The organism is Zhouia amylolytica (assembly GCF_900116365.1).
GTDB lineage: Bacteria > Bacteroidota > Bacteroidia > Flavobacteriales > Flavobacteriaceae > Zhouia > Zhouia amylolytica.
In genome coordinates this window covers 104,854-121,774 of sequence record NZ_FPAG01000002.1, presented here as the reverse complement: position 1 = coordinate 121,774, position 16,921 = coordinate 104,854, and the positions used below count along the sequence as shown (strand labels likewise).

Here is a 16,921-nt window from a genome sequence, read left to right as displayed (position 1 = left end):
ACTCAACATCTAAAATTCTGCATTATGAAAGACCATTCAGCACCATCTCCCGATCTAATTATGAAAATAGGTACTGGCTTCTGGGCTAGCAAAGTACTCTTAACCGCAGTAAACCTGGATTTATTTACCCATCTTGCTAGTCACAAATCGATGTCTGCCGCAGAGATCAAAACAGAATACCATTTTAATTGTACCGACAGACATTTATACGACTTTTTGGATGCATTAGTTTCCTTAGGGTTTCTGGAAAAAGAAGGCAACCTTGAAACAGCTCTCTACTTTAACTCACCAGATACAGAAGCCTTCCTTGACAAAAACAAGAAAACTTATATCGGAGGAATTCTAAAAATGATGAATAATAGACTTTATGCAAATTGGAGTAGATTAGAAGATGGATTGAGGACAGGTAATTCACAAACCGAATTCGAAAACTCATCTGATAACCTATTCGACGAATTATACAAAGATCAAGATCGTTTAAGGGAATTTATTGACGCCATGAGTGGGGTTCAGATGGGTAACTTTTTAGCCTTCTCCAACTCCTTCAATTTCACCAATTTTAAATCCCTGACTGATGCAGGTGGCTCAAGCGGACTACTTTCTATTATGGTAGCTACACATCAGCCCCATATGACTTGTACCAGCTTCGATTTGCCAGAAGTTGAGCCTATTGCCCGACAAACGATAGAAAAATTCGAAGTATCAGACCGGGTTACTACCGCTACAGGAAATTTCTTCAACGACCCTATCCCTTCTGCTGATATTATAGTAATGGGAAACATATTGCACGATTGGGACGAGGAAAGCAAACGATTACTTATTAAAAAGGCCTATGATGCGCTGCCACAGGGTGGAGCTTTCGTCGCTATCGAAAACTTAATTGATAATGAACGGAACAAAAATACCTTTGGATTACTTATGAGCTTGAATATGCTTTTAGAAACCAAAACAGGATTTGATTACACCTTCAATGATTTTGAAAATTGGGCATCTGATACCGGTTTTAAAAAAGTTGAATTCCTCAGGTTAGCAGGACCATCATCAGCTGCTATTGCTTATAAATAATTTTTGTAACTTATATGTTATATTAAAGGCAATTTAAAAATGGGTGAAATAGTAAAAGAATATAGTAATGGGGAACTGACCATTGTTTGGAAACCAAAAAAATGTATCCACTCAGGTATCTGTGTGAAAACATTACCCAAAGTGTATAATCCAGACAAAAAGCCATGGATTGAAATCGAGAATGCAACTACAGAACAACTAAAAGATCAGGTTTCCAAATGCCCTTCAGGTGCTTTAAGCTATTATATGAGTGATAAAAATGATCAGGAAGAAAAATCCCTCGAGACCAAAGTTGAAGTATTACCAAATGGACCATTGTTAATTTATGGCACCCTTAAGGTTAAAGACAAACAAGGAAATATTGAAACGAAAAATAAAACAACCGCCTTTTGCAGATGTGGATCTTCTGGCAATAAACCATATTGTGATGGAACTCATACAGAAATTAATTTCAGAGATTAAGAAATCCAATCCTTAAAATCCCTCACACGCTCTCTACTCACCACAATTTGATGTTCCCTGAAGTTTTTGAGTTTGATTTCCAATCGATTATTTGAATAATCTAAAATATCTTTGATGCTTCCTATGTTGATAAAAAACTTCCTGCTTACTCTAAAAAAATTTTCAGGCGACAATTCATCTGTTAATGCTTCTAATGATAAATCAATTGGATAACTCCTACCGTTGTCAATATGAATAAAGGTCGTTTTATCCTGACTGTAAAAGCATTCGATCTCATCTACGGTAATTAACTTAATGTGTTGACCTACTTTCACTGAAAATCGCTTTTTATAGGTTCGTTCAAGCGGATTTACCAAAAGCTTCTTTATATCATCAAAGTCAATTCCACCGGCCAAATAATTGGGTTTAAAATGCTCGTACTTAGCAACGGCCTTTTCCAATTCTTCCTCATCGATCGGTTTTAACAAATAATCAATACTATTTAATTTAAATGCCTGTAAGGCATATTCATCATAGGCGGTCGTAAAAATTACGGCGCTTTTAATTTCTATGTTTTCAAAGATCTCAAACGATAACCCGTCTGACAATTGAATGTCTAAAAATATCAAATCCGGATGTCTATTGTTCTCAAACCAGTTTAAAGAAGCTTCTATCGAATGCAGGACACAGCTTACTTCTACATTGAGTCGTTGTAATATCCGTTTGAGTCTTCTTGCTGCCGGCGCCTCATCTTCAATAATAATAACCTTCATAGAAACGTATTAATGCTAACTAATTTCGTTTTTTTCTTGATTCATAAACTCCATAATTTTTTTCTGCTCCCAGTCTTTGCCTAAAATTGAATTTATTCCAAATACAGATAATGCGTGAAAAGCAAGGCCTATTCCCCAGAAAAATGGTGTTGCAAATGTTCCAAAAGTCCAAAAATCCCCACCGTTATTTACTCCAATTAAAATAATGATAAATACATTTATAATAACATAGCTGGTTAAGTGTCCATAAAAACCTTTTAGTTTATCCAGTCTTTTCTTAGCCCTGTAATAAAGCTCCTTATCTTGATTATTTTCCATTTTCAATAAATTTAATTGTGATCCGAATCCCCCTCCTTATTTTTAAACGTCATGGCACGCTCCCTATCCATGAACTCTTGTATTTTCCTATCTTCCCAGTTTTTGTCAAATAATTTATGTGCCCCAAAAACAGAGAATCCATGAAAAATGATTCCTAATCCCCACCCTAAGAGAGGAAACCAAAACCATTTTATATCCTCCCAGGTGGTTTTATAATTCACATAGGCTAACAACGGTATTACAATCAAATAGGTTCCCAAATTCCAATAAAAACCCTTTAAATTCTCTACTCTTTTTTTAGCCCTCAGATAAGCTTCTTCTCTTTCTACTGTTTTCATAATCGTTTAATACCACTTTGAATTACGTTGCTCTTCTTCCATATACTGTCGTATCTTTCTCTCTTCCCAGGCAAATCCCGGACCATAGACCTTAAAAGCCTGAAAAGCTAGTCCAATTCCCCAACCGATGGCCGGGAACCAGAACCATTGAAAATCCCAGTAAACTCTGTAATTTATAAAGGCAAGAAATGGAATGACAACTACATAGGATGCCAAACTGGTATAAAACTCTTTAAGTTCATCTACCTTCTTACGAGCACGTAGATAACTGTTGTCGGTATCTTTAGATTTCATAACATTAATGATTTTAGTTAATAATGGAAGTTTCACCCGAAAGACCTGTTCTTCCTTTTCTATAATAACCGCTCTGGTTGATAAAATACTGTAACGCTCTTGAATATTCCTTAAACCTACCCCACTCCCTTTAGTTCCCAATGTCTCTTTCAGCTTTAAATTATTCTCCACCACCAGATACCCTTCACTTTCATAAATTCTAATAGTAAGAGGATTAGACGGGTTTACGACATTATGTTTAACTGTATTTTCTAATAACAACTGTAATGATAATGGAACCAATTTAGCCTCGGGGTTTAAAGAGTGATCTGGAAAGTCAAAATAAATACTATCCTCAAATCTCATTTTTAATAAGCCTATATAGGTTTTGGCAAACTTCAACTCCTCATCGACAAGAATTAGATCTTTGTTTTTTTGTTCAAGCACATAGCGATATATCTTCGACAACGAAGTCGTAAACTGTTGAGCTGCTTGCTGATTCTCATCTATTAAGCTGGTTAGTACATTTAAACTGTTAAATAAAAAATGAGGATCTAATTGATTCTTTAATGCATCAAATTGTGCGGTGGCCGTTCCTGCTATTACCTGTTGCTGTTTAACTCTTTTTTCTTGTAAAGCTTTATAAAAATAAAAAGCATGAAAAAAAACCGTAACAGTAATGGTAATAAAGAACGCGACTACATAAAACCCTATTCGCTCTCCTGCTATAAAGCCATTCCATGATTTATTCTCAAGAATTAGCCCTTCAAAAATTCGCAATAAAAAAATAGCTATTATAGTAAGTACAATTGAACCTATGGCACCAGTAAAAATTCTCCGTATCGTATAATGGTTCTCAGGATAAAACCTTCTCAATAAAATAAAAAAATAGACATTTACCAAATACAAAACAACGGTATAAAGTTGATTGTATAAAAACTCAGTTAACAGAGAATCATCAAATTGGAAGTCACCGTAAAGAAGTATTTGCACCCCCTTAAGAATTACAAATAAAATAATCCCCAGACCAAAAGCAGTTAATATGTGCTTTAAAAGCTTCATGCTTTACAAGAATCAATTAAAACTGATATGCTGATGAACATCCTTATCGGCTACCATAAATTTGGCATCATCCCATTTTGGGGGACCGAATTTAGCAGGTGCATTATTAGAACACGCCACAGGTTCTCTAGGAATCATTCCCATAAACATGTCTAATTCATCATCGTCATCTTGATCGTGAAAAACACCTACTGCATATATACCAGGCTTGACGTTTTTAAAAGTCACCATTGAAGTTTCTTTATCTATGGCTGCTATTTCACCTTTAAATGGTGTTTTTAAAAAAGTCTTTTCTTGATTATAGAGTGCCACCATGGCTTTGCCATCATTGTTCTTGAAATTCGTAATTTTCACAACAATATTTACCGTTTCTCCCTCTTGAGCCCTTAATGTAAATTTACTTAATAGGATCAATACTAATAAAAGTACAAAGCGAATCATGTGAGTTTTTTTTAAAATGATGTTCAAATATCGAACTAAAGAATATTTTTTTAAAAAGTCTTTTTCCGAATTGTTATTTTTAAAGGATGAATTGTAACCTTGACTATAAATTCAGTCCAATTTAATGATTTTTAAAACTAACCGACTAAAAGTTCGCAAATTAAAAACTCAAGATCTCAATGCTTTTTTCGAATTGCAAAGTAGTAATAATGTAATGAGGTATACGGGAACAAGACCACAGACTTTCGAAGAATGTAGCAAGGACCTGAACAACTTAATAACGAAATATTCAGAAAAGTCAAATCCATTTTTTGTTTGGGCAATTGAAAATGAAAACAATAGATTCATTGGAACATGTGCCGTTATTAAGAATGATAAAAACGAGTGGGAAATAGGATTTCGTCTGATAGAAAAATACTGGAATATGGGCTATGGTTCTGAAGTGACTCTTGGCCTGGTACAATATGCCTTCAGGCATATGAATATAAAATTACTAAAAGCCTATGTAGATAAGAGAAATCAAGGATCAGTTCATATTCTGCAAAAGCTCTTTAAATTTAAGAAAGAGTACTGGAATAAGAAAGACCAGTGTTATGATTTGGAATTTGAGCTTTCTGAGTAATAAAAAAAGCCTGCAAATGCAGGCTTTTCATCTAATTAGCTACTTCACTAATAAATTTTATTCGATATAATCGTAATTCTTCATCATCGTAATCTCCATCGAACTCCTCAATAGCATCTGATATTTTATCTGTTTCAGCGTCGATGAAATAATCATAAATTTCTTCCTGTTGGTCCTCATCTAAAATATCATTCACCCAATAATCTATATTCAGCTTAGTTCCCATATAGACGATCTGTTCCATTTCCTTAATGAGCTCCTCCATACTAAGCCCCTTTGCATCTGCAATATCATCCAAGGCTAACTTCCTGTCAATATTTTGAATAATATACAACTTCAAAGTAGAGTTAGCTCCTGTAGACTTCACTACCAGATCATCAGGCCTGGTTATTTCATTATCCTGGACATATTGTTTAATTAGACTGGCAAATGGTTTGGCATACTTCTTTGCCTTCCCTTCACCTACTCCATGAATATTAGCAAACTCCTCTATACTCACAGGGTATTTCAAAGCCATATCTTCCAAAGATGGATCTTGAAAAACAGCAAAAGGAGGAATCCCGTGTTTGGTTGCTTCTTTTTTCCGAAGGTCCTTTAACATGGCAAGTAATTGTTCATCAGCTACTGCACCTCCACCTTTAGAGGCCGTAACAATTGAATCGTCTTCAATATTTTCATAGACGTGATCTTCTGTCATCATAAAAGACTCTGGATGGTCCAGAAAGGCTTTCCCTGCCTTGGTCAATTGCAAAACCCCATATTGTTCAATCTCCTTTTTTAAGAGACCTGCTACCAAAGTCTGGCGAATAAGAGCCATCCAATATTTATTATCCTGATCCTTTCCGATGCCAAAAAATGGCTTCTCATCAGTCTTATGAGAGTTTATAAGAGCATTAACCTTACCAATTAAGGTATTCACAATTTCTTTACTCTTATACTTCTGTTTGGTGTCCTTAACAACTTGAAGAAGAATGACCACTTCATCTTTTGCCTCGTGTTTCTTCTTCGGATGTCGTATATTATCATCCATGTCCGCACCTTCTCCATTCACTTCATCAAACTCTTCTCCAAAATAATGGAGAATGTATTTTCTACGTGACATCGAGGTTTCTGCATAAGCGACCATATCCTGAAGTAAAGCATAACCAATTTCTTGCTCAGCAACAGGTTTACCGCTCATGAACTTTTCAAGTTTCTCAATGTCTTTGTATGAATAAAATGCCAGACAATGTCCTTCACCGCCATCCCTACCGGCTCTTCCTGTTTCCTGGTAATAACTTTCTATACTTTTAGGTATATCATGGTGAATTACAAAACGTACATCGGGTTTATCTATTCCCATTCCAAAGGCAATAGTGGCAACTACCACATCGATATCCTCCATTAAGAACATATCCTGATGCTTAGCGCGGGTTTTAGCGTCTAAGCCTGCGTGGTAAGGCACAGCTTTAATACCATTTACTTGTAAGGTCTGAGCCAGCTCTTCTACCTTTTTACGACTTAAACAATAAATAATTCCGGACTTCCCAGAATTTTGTTTTACAAATCGTATGATATCGGCATCAACGTTCTTGGTCTTCGGCCGAACCTCATAATAAAGATTAGGTCGATTAAATGAAGCTTTGAAAACCTGGGCATCCGACATTTGGAGGTTTTTGATTATGTCCTCCTGAACCTTTGGTGTTGCGGTTGCTGTCAACGCTATTATAGGTATATCGTCCCCTAAACGCTTAATAATCATTCGAAGATTTCTGTACTCGGGCCTAAAATCATGTCCCCATTCGGAAATACAATGCGCTTCATCCACAGCTACAAAAGATAGCTTCACAGAGCGTAAAAACTCAACATACTCTTCTTTCGTAAGTGATTCCGGTGCCACATAAAGCAATTTTGTAACACCACTTTTAATGTCGCTCTTTACTTTTTTTACTTCAGTTTTGTTCAAAGAAGAATTTAAAACATGCGCTACGCCACTGTCTTCCGAGATACCTCGAATGGCATCAACCTGATTCTTCATCAATGCGATTAATGGGGAAACCACAATTGCCGTTCCTTCTTTAACTAAGGCGGGAAGCTGATAACACAATGATTTTCCTCCTCCCGTAGGCATAATAACAAAAGTATTCTTATTATTAACGATGCTCTTTATAACACCTTCCTGTAATCCCTTAAACTGACCAAATCCAAAATACTGCTTCAGCGCCGCGTGTAAGTCAATTTCAGCTGTATCCATCCTATCGTTTTACTATTTTACATACATTTGCACAACTAAAGATAATACATTCTTTATTTATTACAAACCATATAAAACACAAAGTTTGAAACGCAAAGATACAATCATAGCTACAGCAAAAAAAGCTATTGACACAGAATGTGAAGCAATTCAACATCTTAGTAGTTTGGTTGATGAAGATTTTGCCAATGCCATCGAATTCATCTACAACTCCAAAGGGCGTGTAGTGGTTACAGGTATAGGCAAGAGCGCAATAATTGCCACTAAAATTGTAGCTACTTTAAATTCCACCGGAACCCCTGCAATATTTATGCATGCAGCCGATGCCATTCACGGTGATTTAGGAACTATACAACAAGACGATGTTATAATATGTATTTCTAAAAGTGGAAATACTCCTGAAATTAAGGTACTGGTTCCCTTGTTAAAAAATGGTCCGAATAAACTTATTGCTATAACCGGAAATAAAGATTCATTCCTGGGTCAACAAGCAGATTTTATATTGAACGCTCATGTAGAAAAAGAAGCATGCCCTAACAATCTTGCGCCTACTTCTAGTACCACAGCACAGTTGGTTATCGGTGACGCTTTAGCAATATGCTTACTGGAACTTAAAGAATTTGGTAGTAAAGATTTCGCTAAATACCATCCGGGAGGTGCCCTAGGAAAAAAATTATACCTAAGAGTACACGATATTTCAGAGGCCAACATGAAACCTCAGGTGAAAACGGAAACTCCAATTAAAGATGTCATTGTAGAAATTACTGAAAAAAGACTTGGTGTTGCACCGGTTACCGATGATAACGGTAAAATTGTAGGTATTATTACCGACGGTGACATTCGTAGGATGCTTAACAAATATGATGAAATAAACGGTTTAAAAGCCTGCGACATCATGTCTGAAAATCCTAAAACAATTGAGGCTAATGCCATGGCTGTAGATGCCCTGGAGCATATGGAAGCGAATGGCATCTCTCAACTACTAGTAGAAAAAAAAGGTAAATACGCAGGTGTTATACACCTACACGATTTAATAAAAGAAGGTATTATATAATGGCTAAAAAGAACGCTCAGGAAATGTCATTTCTGGATCATTTAGAAGAATTAAGATGGCATTTAATAAGATCGACAGCAGCTATTTTAATAATTGGTGTTATCGCTTTCATCGCAAAAGATTTTATATTCGATACAATCATCTTCGGTCCCAAAAAGGCCGATTTCGTAACTTATCGCTTTTTCTGTAACATTGCTAAAACATTGGGGTTAAACGAATCCTTTTGTGAAGGACCCCAGTTTAGGGTGCAAAGTAGAATAATGGCAGGACAGTTTTCAGCGCACATCTGGACCTCTATTTGGGCCGGAATCATTTTAGGTTTCCCATATATATTGTATGAATTATGGAAATTCATCAGCCCGGGGCTATACGAAAATGAACGAAAACATGCCAAAGGCTTCATCTTTGTCGCCTCTATGTTATTCTTTACCGGTGTACTTTTTGGTTACTATATTATTTCTCCTTTATCAGTTAACTTCCTTGCTAATTACACCGTAAGTAAAGAGGTTTTTAATGACATTGATTTAGCTTCATATATATCAACGGTTCGATCTTCTGTTTTAGCCTGTGGAATTATATTTGAACTTCCAATTCTTATATTCTTTCTAACCAAAATAGGGATCGTAACTCCAGAGTTTTTAAAGAAATATCGTAAGATTTCTTTGGTGATAGTACTAATACTCTCAGCTGTAATTACACCTCCGGATGTGGCTAGCCAGATTATTGTAGCCATCCCGATCGCCATTCTATATGAAGCCAGTATTATCATCTCCAGAATCGTATTAAAAAAAGAGAAAAAGAGAGAAGAAGAACAAAAATCACTGACAAAAAATGGCTAATCAAGTAGAAGAATTTAACGAGTATCGCGCTAAAATGAATAAGCGCATTTTAGAGGACGCTGATAAAGTAACAAAACGCATATTCAATTTAGACACGAATGCCTACATGCCGGGTGCCTTGGATGTAAAAACCAAAGAGTTACTTGGCCTTGTAGCCTCAGCTGTACTGCGTTGCGATGACTGTGTAAGATACCATTTGGAAACCTCCCATAAAGAAGGACTTAAAAAAGAAGAGGTTTTTGAAGCCTTAAGTATTGCTACACTGGTGGGTGGAACCATCGTTATCCCCCATTTAAGAAGAGCATACGAATATTGGGATGCCCTGGAAGAACAAAAAGCAAATTCATAATGTTTCTTAAAAGATATTTATTTCTGGAGTATTTGTCTATTTTTGAATTTCTGAAAGCTAAAACATGAAGCTAAGAGCTGAGAACATTATGAAGTCCTATAAAGGACGAAAAGTAGTTAAAGGAATTTCCCTGGAGGTAAACCGAGGACAAATTGTTGGTTTACTCGGACCTAATGGTGCTGGAAAAACCACTTCCTTTTATATGATAGTCGGCCTGATTAAACCGAATGGAGGGAAGATATTTTTAGACAACCAGGAAATTACAAGCTACCCTATGTACAAACGCGCCCAGCACGGAATTGGGTACTTGGCACAAGAAGCTTCTGTTTTCAGAAAGCTAAGCATAGAAGATAACATATTGAGTGTTCTTCAGCTTACTAAGCTTTCTAAAAAGGAGCAACATATGAAGATGGAGGCACTGATAGATGAGTTTAGTTTAGGACACATTCGAAAAAACAGAGGAGATTTGCTTTCAGGAGGCGAAAGACGACGTACCGAAATAGCCCGTGCATTGGCAACTGACCCAAGCTTTATTTTATTAGATGAACCCTTTGCCGGAGTTGACCCGGTGGCCGTTGAAGACATTCAACGCATTGTAGCGCATTTGAAAGATAAAAATATTGGGATCCTCATCACCGATCATAACGTTCAGGAAACCTTAGCCATCACAGAACACTCCTATCTCATGTTCGAAGGAAACATTCTAAAAGCAGGTGAACCTGAAGAACTTGCTGCAGATGAAATGGTACGAAAAGTATATCTGGGACAAAATTTCGAACTCCGTAAAAAGAAATTAGATTTTAAAGCTAAGCAACCTTAATTAAGGTTGCTTTTTTTTCATCATAGTATCCATAGCAGACATCAAAACATATAATACCACAACAATTGGTATCGCTATAAATTGAAGGAGAATTAATAATATTACACTTAGTGACAAAAAGCTATATCGTGTAGCATTACTTTTTAACTTCCAATCTTTAAACTTTAAAGCAAATAACGGAATCCGTGCATTGAGCATATAAGAACTCAATAAGGTTATAGCAATCAAAAACCACTTATTCAGAATAAAACCATTTACCAAATCGTTTCCCTGATAAAACAATATCAACGGAAGGGATAAAATAAAAAGAGCATTGGCAGGTGTCGGCAACCCAATAAATGAAGTAGCCTGATCTTCATCTATATTGAACTTGGCCAGCCTGTAAGCAGAGGCCAGGGTAATCAATAAACCAAGAAAAGGAAGTGCTTTTACATCCCCCCCAAACAACGAAACTACTTCAACTGGACTATCCGCAACTTCCCAACTTCCAATTCCACTGCTCATGTGCAACAGTTGATACATCACAATTCCCGGAACCAGACCACTGGTAACCATATCTGCTAAAGAATCTAATTGAATACCCAAATCACTCTGTACTTTGAGTAACCTGGCTGTTAAACCATCAAAAAAATCGAAAAATATACCCAAGAACACAAAAACAGCAGCCACTTCAAGCTGATTTTTCACTGCAAAGATTGCTGCAATTGATCCACAAAATAGATTTAATAAGGTTATCAGGTTAGGGATATGTTTCTTCATCTTTAAAATATTTTGTGTAAAAATAAGGTTTTTATAACGATGAGTAATACTACATTTAACCCGATTATTTATTCTGTTTAATAGATAATAGAATATATTTATAAAATTATGAGATATTTGTAGAAACTGAATATTTCATATTTCACAGCTTGAATTGACAATAAACCTGATGAAGAATTACCTACTTGCGATTTTTTCCGGCTTACTACTTGCCTTAGCCTGGCCTACATACGGACTTCCTCTTTTAGCCTTTTTAGGATTCATACCACTTTTAATTGCAGAGAAAAACATTCGCCTTTCAGACACTAAAAGAAAAGGACTAAAAACACTGGTCACATCATATCTGGCCTTCTTGGTATGGAATTCTATAACCACCTGGTGGTTGTGGTATTCAAGCGCTTTTGGAATGTTCTTTGCTATCCTGGTGAATTCCTTATTAATGGCATTGGTATTCCTGATGTACCATAAAGTCGCTAATAAATTACCTTCCAAAATACACCTGGTATTTTTACCCGCCATTTGGATGGCCTTTGAAAAGTTTCACCTCAACTGGGATTTCTCATGGCCCTGGTTAAACCTGGGTAACGTTTTTTCAGAATACACCTCTTGGATTCAATGGTATGAGTTCACTGGAACTTTCGGAGGGGCTCTCTGGATTTGGATCGTGAATATCGGTCTATTTAAAACCTATGAAAAGTATCAAGAGCACAAAAGCACAAAAATCTTATCTGTTGGAGTTGGTAAAAATGTCCTGTGTATAGCCATCCCTATAATTATTTCCTTTTTAATCCTCAATAATTATGAAGAAGGTAATAAAACCATTGAAGCTGTTATAATTCAACCCAATGTTGATCCTTATACTGAGAAGTACGGTCAATCAAACACTGAAATAGCCGCCGGACTCATTCAGCAAGCCAAAGATAAACTAGATGAAAACACCGATTATTTAATCGCCCCTGAAACTGTTTTCTCTGATACGTTTCCTATTGATCAATTTGATAGAAGCCAGCAAAAGAACATGTTAAGCACTCTATCAAAGAATAACGACAACCTGAATATTATTGTAGGAGCAGACTTCTATAGATTATATCAGCAAGATGAAAGACCTACCTCCACAGCTAACCGCACACAGCGAGGTGACTGGGTGGATTGGTACAACGCAGCAGCTCAAATTAACAAAACAGGAAAGTCACAATTCTACATTAAATCAAAATTAGTAGTTGGAGTAGAAAATTTTCCTTTTAAACCAATTCTCGAGCCTTTACTTGGTAATATCATGCTAGACCTGGGAGGAACTATTGCAACCAGAAGCATCCAAAAAGAAAGGGGTGTGTTCACCTCAAATACCGGAGAATTTGTTGCTGCTCCAATAATATGTTACGAATCAGTGTATGGTGAATTTGTTACCGGATATATTAAAAAAGGGGCAAACTTTTTAACCATAATCACTAACGACGCCTGGTGGGATCGAACACAAGGTCACATGCAACATTTGAGTTATGCCAAATTGAGGGCCATTGAAACCAGAAGAAGTATTGCCAGAAGTGCCAATACTGGGGTCTCTGCATTTATTAATGAGAAAGGTGAAGTCATGAGCACCCTCGCCTACGAAATTAAAGGCACCCTGAAAGGTGTCATTACAATTAATGATAAAAAGACCTTTTATGTGCAATACGGCGATTACATTGCAAGAATTGCTGTATTAATAGCAGGATTAATTATACTATTTGCTATTGCCCGTAAAAAATCTTGATCGTACCTTGCCTCATATTTGAAGTATGAACTTCTGAATCTTTGAAAACACATTGATGAATTACCTTTCTGTTGAAAATATTGCCAAATCATATGGAGAACGTGTATTGTTTACGGATATTTCCTTTGGCATCAATAAGGATCAAAAAATTGCACTAATTGCAAAAAATGGTACCGGAAAAACATCATTACTAAATATTATTACCGGTAAAGACACACCAGATGAAGGTCAGGTGGTAACACGAAATAACCTGAACATTGCTTTTCTTTCACAAGAACCGGATTTAATTCCGTCCCTGACAATTGAAGAAACCATTTTTGCTTCGGAGAATAAAATTTTAAAAGTAATTCACAATTACGAAAAAGCTTTAAAAAATCCGGAAAACGAAGAGGCCTATCAAAAAGCTTTTGAACAAATGGAAATTCATCAGGCATGGGATTTCGAAACGCAATACAAACAAATACTTTTTAAACTAAAGCTTGATAATCTAGACCAAAAAGTTTCTTCTTTGTCCGGAGGACAAAAAAAGAGACTTGCTTTAGCCACGATCTTAATTAGCAAACCCGATCTTCTCATATTAGATGAACCCACCAACCATTTAGACCTCGAAATGATTGAATGGTTAGAATCCTATTTTGCCAAAGAGAAGATTACGCTTTTTATGGTAACGCACGATCGCTACTTTCTCGAAAGAGTTTGTAATGAGATCATAGAGTTAGACAATGGCCAATTATACCAATACAAAGGCAGTTACTCGAATTATCTTGAAAAAAGAGAACAACGAATAGAATCGGAGGCAGCGAGTACAGAGAAAGCTAAAAATCTTTTTAGAAAGGAACTCGACTGGATGCGTAGACAGCCTAAAGCAAGAACGACCAAGTCTAAATCTCGTATTGACGATTTTTATCAGATAAAAGAAAAAGCACATCAACGAAGAAAAGAACATCAGGTTACCCTGGAGATCAACATGGAACGCCTGGGAAGCAAAATTGTGGAGCTTCACAACATCTCCAAATCTTTTGGTGAAAAAATAATTGCTGATAAATTCAATTACAACTTTATTAAAGGGGAACGTATTGGCATAATAGGAAAAAATGGAACTGGAAAATCCACATTTTTAAATATTCTTACCAAAGCCCTAGAGCCAGATGCCGGAAAAGTAGTAGTTGGAGAAACAGTTAAGTTTGGATATTATACGCAAAGTGGTATTCACTCTAAACCTGAGCAAAAAGTAATTGATGTTATAAAAGAATTTGGTGAGTTTATCCCACTTACTAAAGGGAGGACGATTTCTGCAGCCCAGTTACTGGAACGATTTCTTTTCGATAGAAAGAAACAGTATGATTTTGTAGAAAAACTGAGTGGTGGAGAATTAAAACGACTTTATTTATGCACCGTCTTAATTCAGAATCCGAATTTTTTAATTTTGGATGAACCTACCAATGACCTCGATATAGTTACACTTAATGTATTGGAAAGTTTTTTACTGGATTATCCAGGCTGTCTGGTTGTAGTGTCACACGATCGCTATTTTATGGATAAAATCGTCGATCATCTGTTTGTGTTCCGAGGCAATGGAATAATTGAAGATTTTCCCGGAAATTATAGTGATTTTAGGGTTTATGAAGACAGTGCTACACCGGAAGAAAATAATACCACCGAAAAGAAAGAAAAGAAAAGCTGGAAAAAGGACGCCAATAGCGGGTTAAACTATAATGAACAAAAAGAATACAACAGACTCGAAAAAGAAATAAAAAAGCTGGAACAAAAGAAAAGTGAGATTGAAGTTCTGTTCCTTGATCCAAATTTAACAGGGGAAGAGATCAATGAACAGTCTATAAAATTACAAGAAATAACCAGTCAAATTGAAGAAAAAACTGAACGTTGGTTTGAATTGTCTATGAAATTAGAATAATTCTCTTTCTTTTTTCTTACAAAATATATTAACAAACCTTGTTAATAAAATCTTTGTGCATTTCATCGAATTTTTAGAGCTTTTTATCGATTAAATAAAATTAATCAGTAATTTAGTTCTTAAGAATAAGTTAATCCTTACTCTTTTGAACCCCAAGCTACCTTTTTGAACTGCCCCAAGTTTCTTAAATGTAGTTCAACCAAAATTAACCTAAATGTTGACTTTATATGAAGAGACAACTACTTAACCTACTAGTTGCTACGGTGATCGTTTTCTCCTGTAGTAAGGATGATTCTTCTTCAGGAGAAGAAATCCCAAAAAGCAACTTAAAGGAAATAGAAAGTTTTGAATTCTTGGCTTCAGATAATGAAGGCCTCGATACTGACGTTGTAGCTTCCATTGATGAAAGTGAAAAGCTTATCACAGCTACCATGCCTGTTGGCACTGATATTTCAAATCTTAAACCTTCAATACAAAGCTCCCCATTATCGAAAGTTACACCAAGTGACCAAACTCGTATTGATTTTACCCAGGCAGTTGAATACGCCGTAACAGCTGAAGACGAAACGTCTATTATTTACAATGTAAATATAGAGGTCGCAAAAAGTTCAGAAGCAAAAGTCACTAGCTTCAACCTGCTTACGTCCATAAATAGTGATGGAACAGACAGTAATCAAATTTACTACGATATTGAAGCTAATATTGACGAAACTAATAAGACCATTAAACTTACAATCCCGGAAGGAAGTATAGACAGTGGGTTAATTCCAAGTATCGAATTTTCAGTTGGAGCTACAATCACCCCATCCCCGGAAGATGTCTTAGTAGAAGGAGTCAACTACACAGTCACAGCAGAAAATGGAGATACCAACACCTATTCTCTTATCATTGAATACACACCTAATGAGCGTAAAATACTGATTGATTTATATCAGGCCAATTTGGAAAACTTACTTAATTGGGACATTACCTCATTGAATATTGCTGAATGGGAAGGTATTACCCTATACGACCAAAGAGTTACTCAAATTGATCTTACTAATAAAAATATAGAGAACCTCATACCTCAAATAGGTAAGCTTACTCAATTAACAGATCTGGTTGTCCAAAATACCGATAGCGCATTAAAGATGAATTCTATCCCTGAAGAGATTGGAAACTTGACTAATCTAAGGTCATTGTTCTTAAATGGTAACAACATTAATTCTATTCCTGCATCTATAGGTAATTTAACACAATTAGATCGATTAGCTTTAAATTCAAATCGGATTGCATGGCTGCCTGAAGAGCTGGGCAACTTAACCAACCTCAAATGGTTGATATTAAGCGACAACAACATTCAGTTTTTACCAATCAGTGTCGGAAATCTAACCAGCCTGACAGAATTGTTTTTAAATAATAATCAGCTACAGGAGATCCCTGAAGAACTGGGTAACTTAAAAGAAATTAAAGTGCTGAGATTAAGGACTAACAAACTAATTAGCCTTAATAACTCCGTAATCGATATGACCCAAATTGAAACGGTTGATTTAGCCTATAATGATTTTCAACAATTCCCATCTCAATTAATCGAAATGGACAACCTAAAGAACATTCTGTTCGATGGGAATGACTTGCAAACAGTTCCAGCAACTTTAGGCGACATGAATAATTTAGAAACCGCCTCCTTTTATCGTAATAGATTATTCTTAATACCAGAAGAATTAGGAAACCTTACAAACCTAAAAACTCTTAACATTCAAAGAAATTTTTTGTTTGGAATACCACAACCTGTTTGTGATCTCGAAACAAATTATGGTACACAGATCATAAAAGATAATCGTACCGATTGCTATTAATTCTAATAGCAACCACTTTTTATTCTCA

17 protein-coding genes are annotated in these 16,921 nt (G+C 35.9%); 10 read left to right on the top strand and 7 right to left on the bottom strand.

Annotated elements, in window-relative coordinates; genetic code table 11:
• Positions 1 to 24 precede the first annotated feature (24 nt).
• Together BM361_RS03120 and BM361_RS03115 are read left to right on the top strand one after the other, a co-directional pair.
• Positions 25 to 1,065: a methyltransferase gene (locus BM361_RS03120; RefSeq protein WP_074976842.1), complete on the top strand. Its 1,041-nt coding sequence runs from the start codon at positions 25 to 27 to the stop codon at positions 1,063 to 1,065.
• Positions 1,066 to 1,104: 39 nt separating this feature from the next.
• Entirely contained in the window at positions 1,105 to 1,527 is a 423-nt protein-coding gene (locus BM361_RS03115; protein WP_074976841.1) for a (4Fe-4S)-binding protein, read from the top strand.
• On the opposite strand, the gene BM361_RS03110 is transcribed toward BM361_RS03115, so the two are convergent.
• The 5 genes from BM361_RS03110 to BM361_RS03090 are packed head-to-tail and all read right to left on the bottom strand — an operon-like array spanning position 1,524 to position 4,711.
• Entirely contained in the window at positions 1,524 to 2,279 is a 756-nt protein-coding gene (locus BM361_RS03110; RefSeq protein WP_038264919.1) for a LytR/AlgR family response regulator transcription factor, read from the bottom strand. The two genes, BM361_RS03115 and BM361_RS03110, sit on opposite strands and share 4 nt — an antisense overlap.
• A gap of 15 nt (positions 2,280 to 2,294) precedes the next feature.
• Positions 2,295 to 2,597 (bottom strand): 2TM domain-containing protein, encoded by a 303-nt coding sequence (locus BM361_RS03105; protein ID WP_074976839.1) that lies wholly within the window; start codon positions 2,595 to 2,597, stop codon positions 2,295 to 2,297.
• 11 nt (positions 2,598 to 2,608) lie between these two features.
• Positions 2,609 to 2,935 (bottom strand): 2TM domain-containing protein, encoded by a 327-nt coding sequence (locus tag BM361_RS03100; protein WP_074976836.1) that lies wholly within the window; start codon positions 2,933 to 2,935, stop codon positions 2,609 to 2,611.
• 6 nt (positions 2,936 to 2,941) lie between these two features.
• Complete coding sequence (locus tag BM361_RS03095) at positions 2,942 to 4,270, bottom strand: histidine kinase (protein WP_074976835.1); 1,329 nt, start codon at positions 4,268 to 4,270, stop codon at positions 2,942 to 2,944.
• 12 nt (positions 4,271 to 4,282) lie between these two features.
• The gene (locus tag BM361_RS03090) at positions 4,283 to 4,711 is read right to left on the bottom strand and encodes a DUF2141 domain-containing protein (protein ID WP_074976834.1); all 429 of its coding nucleotides are present in this window, start codon (positions 4,709 to 4,711) and stop codon (positions 4,283 to 4,285) included.
• 124 nt (positions 4,712 to 4,835) lie between these two features.
• Here BM361_RS03090 and BM361_RS03085 point away from each other — a divergent pair, with 124 nt between their 5' ends.
• Positions 4,836 to 5,333, top strand: coding sequence for a GNAT family N-acetyltransferase (locus BM361_RS03085; protein WP_074976832.1), 498 nt, complete (start codon positions 4,836 to 4,838; stop codon positions 5,331 to 5,333).
• A 31-nt stretch (positions 5,334 to 5,364) separates the two neighbouring features.
• Here BM361_RS03085 and recQ read toward each other — a convergent pair whose 3' ends face one another.
• Entirely contained in the window at positions 5,365 to 7,566 is a 2,202-nt protein-coding gene (gene recQ / locus BM361_RS03080; RefSeq protein WP_074976830.1) for a DNA helicase RecQ, read from the bottom strand.
• An 85-nt stretch (positions 7,567 to 7,651) separates the two neighbouring features.
• Here recQ and BM361_RS03075 point away from each other — a divergent pair, with 85 nt between their 5' ends.
• From BM361_RS03075 to lptB, 4 genes are all read left to right on the top strand, one after another.
• On the top strand, positions 7,652 to 8,620 hold the full coding sequence (locus BM361_RS03075) for a KpsF/GutQ family sugar-phosphate isomerase (protein WP_038264935.1): 969 nt from the start codon (positions 7,652 to 7,654) through the stop codon (positions 8,618 to 8,620).
• On the top strand, positions 8,620 to 9,459 hold the full coding sequence (gene tatC, locus BM361_RS03070) for a twin-arginine translocase subunit TatC (protein WP_038264939.1): 840 nt from the start codon (positions 8,620 to 8,622) through the stop codon (positions 9,457 to 9,459). Before BM361_RS03075 ends, tatC begins: the two co-directional genes overlap by 1 nt.
• On the top strand, positions 9,452 to 9,808 hold the full coding sequence (locus tag BM361_RS03065; protein WP_074976829.1) for a carboxymuconolactone decarboxylase family protein: 357 nt from the start codon (positions 9,452 to 9,454) through the stop codon (positions 9,806 to 9,808). The genes tatC and BM361_RS03065 overlap by 8 nt, the downstream gene beginning before the upstream one ends.
• 64 nt (positions 9,809 to 9,872) lie before the next feature.
• The gene (lptB, locus tag BM361_RS03060; RefSeq protein WP_038264944.1) at positions 9,873 to 10,628 is read left to right on the top strand and encodes an LPS export ABC transporter ATP-binding protein; all 756 of its coding nucleotides are present in this window, start codon (positions 9,873 to 9,875) and stop codon (positions 10,626 to 10,628) included.
• Here lptB and BM361_RS03055 read toward each other — a convergent pair whose 3' ends face one another.
• The gene (locus BM361_RS03055; RefSeq protein WP_038264947.1) at positions 10,629 to 11,387 is read right to left on the bottom strand and encodes a CDP-alcohol phosphatidyltransferase family protein; all 759 of its coding nucleotides are present in this window, start codon (positions 11,385 to 11,387) and stop codon (positions 10,629 to 10,631) included. It lies immediately after the preceding gene.
• A 169-nt stretch (positions 11,388 to 11,556) separates the two neighbouring features.
• Between BM361_RS03055 and lnt the strand changes: the two genes are divergently transcribed.
• The 3 genes from lnt to BM361_RS03040 all read left to right on the top strand — a co-directional run bounded on the left by lnt (position 11,557) and on the right by BM361_RS03040 (position 16,893).
• Complete coding sequence (lnt, locus tag BM361_RS03050; RefSeq protein ID WP_254785728.1) at positions 11,557 to 13,140, top strand: apolipoprotein N-acyltransferase; 1,584 nt, start codon at positions 11,557 to 11,559, stop codon at positions 13,138 to 13,140.
• 55 nt (positions 13,141 to 13,195) lie between these two features.
• Positions 13,196 to 15,055 carry an ABC-F family ATP-binding cassette domain-containing protein gene (locus BM361_RS03045; RefSeq protein WP_038264949.1) on the top strand — a complete coding sequence of 620 codons (1,860 nt, stop codon included), beginning with the start codon at positions 13,196 to 13,198 and terminating at the stop codon, positions 15,053 to 15,055.
• Positions 15,056 to 15,282: 227 nt separating this feature from the next.
• A complete protein-coding gene (locus BM361_RS03040) occupies positions 15,283 to 16,893 on the top strand; it encodes a leucine-rich repeat domain-containing protein (RefSeq protein WP_074976828.1) in 1,611 nt (536 codons plus the stop codon).
• Positions 16,894 to 16,921: the final 28 nt, after the last annotated feature.

Coding starts and splice junctions, on each gene's coding strand:
- BM361_RS03120 (WP_074976842.1), top strand. CDS start 25: ATGAAAGACCATTCAGCACCATCTCCCGATCTAATTATGAAAATAGGT.
- BM361_RS03115 (WP_074976841.1), top strand. CDS start 1,105: ATGGGTGAAATAGTAAAAGAATATAGTAATGGGGAACTGACCATTGTT.
- BM361_RS03110 (WP_038264919.1), bottom strand. CDS start 2,279: ATGAAGGTTATTATTATTGAAGATGAGGCGCCGGCAGCAAGAAGACTC.
- BM361_RS03105 (WP_074976839.1), bottom strand. CDS start 2,597: ATGGAAAATAATCAAGATAAGGAGCTTTATTACAGGGCTAAGAAAAGA.
- BM361_RS03100 (WP_074976836.1), bottom strand. CDS start 2,935: ATGAAAACAGTAGAAAGAGAAGAAGCTTATCTGAGGGCTAAAAAAAGA.
- BM361_RS03095 (WP_074976835.1), bottom strand. CDS start 4,270: ATGAAGCTTTTAAAGCACATATTAACTGCTTTTGGTCTGGGGATTATT.
- BM361_RS03090 (WP_074976834.1), bottom strand. CDS start 4,711: ATGATTCGCTTTGTACTTTTATTAGTATTGATCCTATTAAGTAAATTT.
- BM361_RS03085 (WP_074976832.1), top strand. CDS start 4,836: ATGATTTTTAAAACTAACCGACTAAAAGTTCGCAAATTAAAAACTCAA.
- recQ (WP_074976830.1), bottom strand. CDS start 7,566: ATGGATACAGCTGAAATTGACTTACACGCGGCGCTGAAGCAGTATTTT.
- tatC (WP_038264939.1), top strand. CDS start 8,620: ATGGCTAAAAAGAACGCTCAGGAAATGTCATTTCTGGATCATTTAGAA.
- BM361_RS03065 (WP_074976829.1), top strand. CDS start 9,452: ATGGCTAATCAAGTAGAAGAATTTAACGAGTATCGCGCTAAAATGAAT.
- lptB (WP_038264944.1), top strand. CDS start 9,873: ATGAAGCTAAGAGCTGAGAACATTATGAAGTCCTATAAAGGACGAAAA.
- BM361_RS03055 (WP_038264947.1), bottom strand. CDS start 11,387: ATGAAGAAACATATCCCTAACCTGATAACCTTATTAAATCTATTTTGT.
- lnt (WP_254785728.1), top strand. CDS start 11,557: ATGAAGAATTACCTACTTGCGATTTTTTCCGGCTTACTACTTGCCTTA.
- BM361_RS03045 (WP_038264949.1), top strand. CDS start 13,196: ATGAATTACCTTTCTGTTGAAAATATTGCCAAATCATATGGAGAACGT.
- BM361_RS03040 (WP_074976828.1), top strand. CDS start 15,283: ATGAAGAGACAACTACTTAACCTACTAGTTGCTACGGTGATCGTTTTC.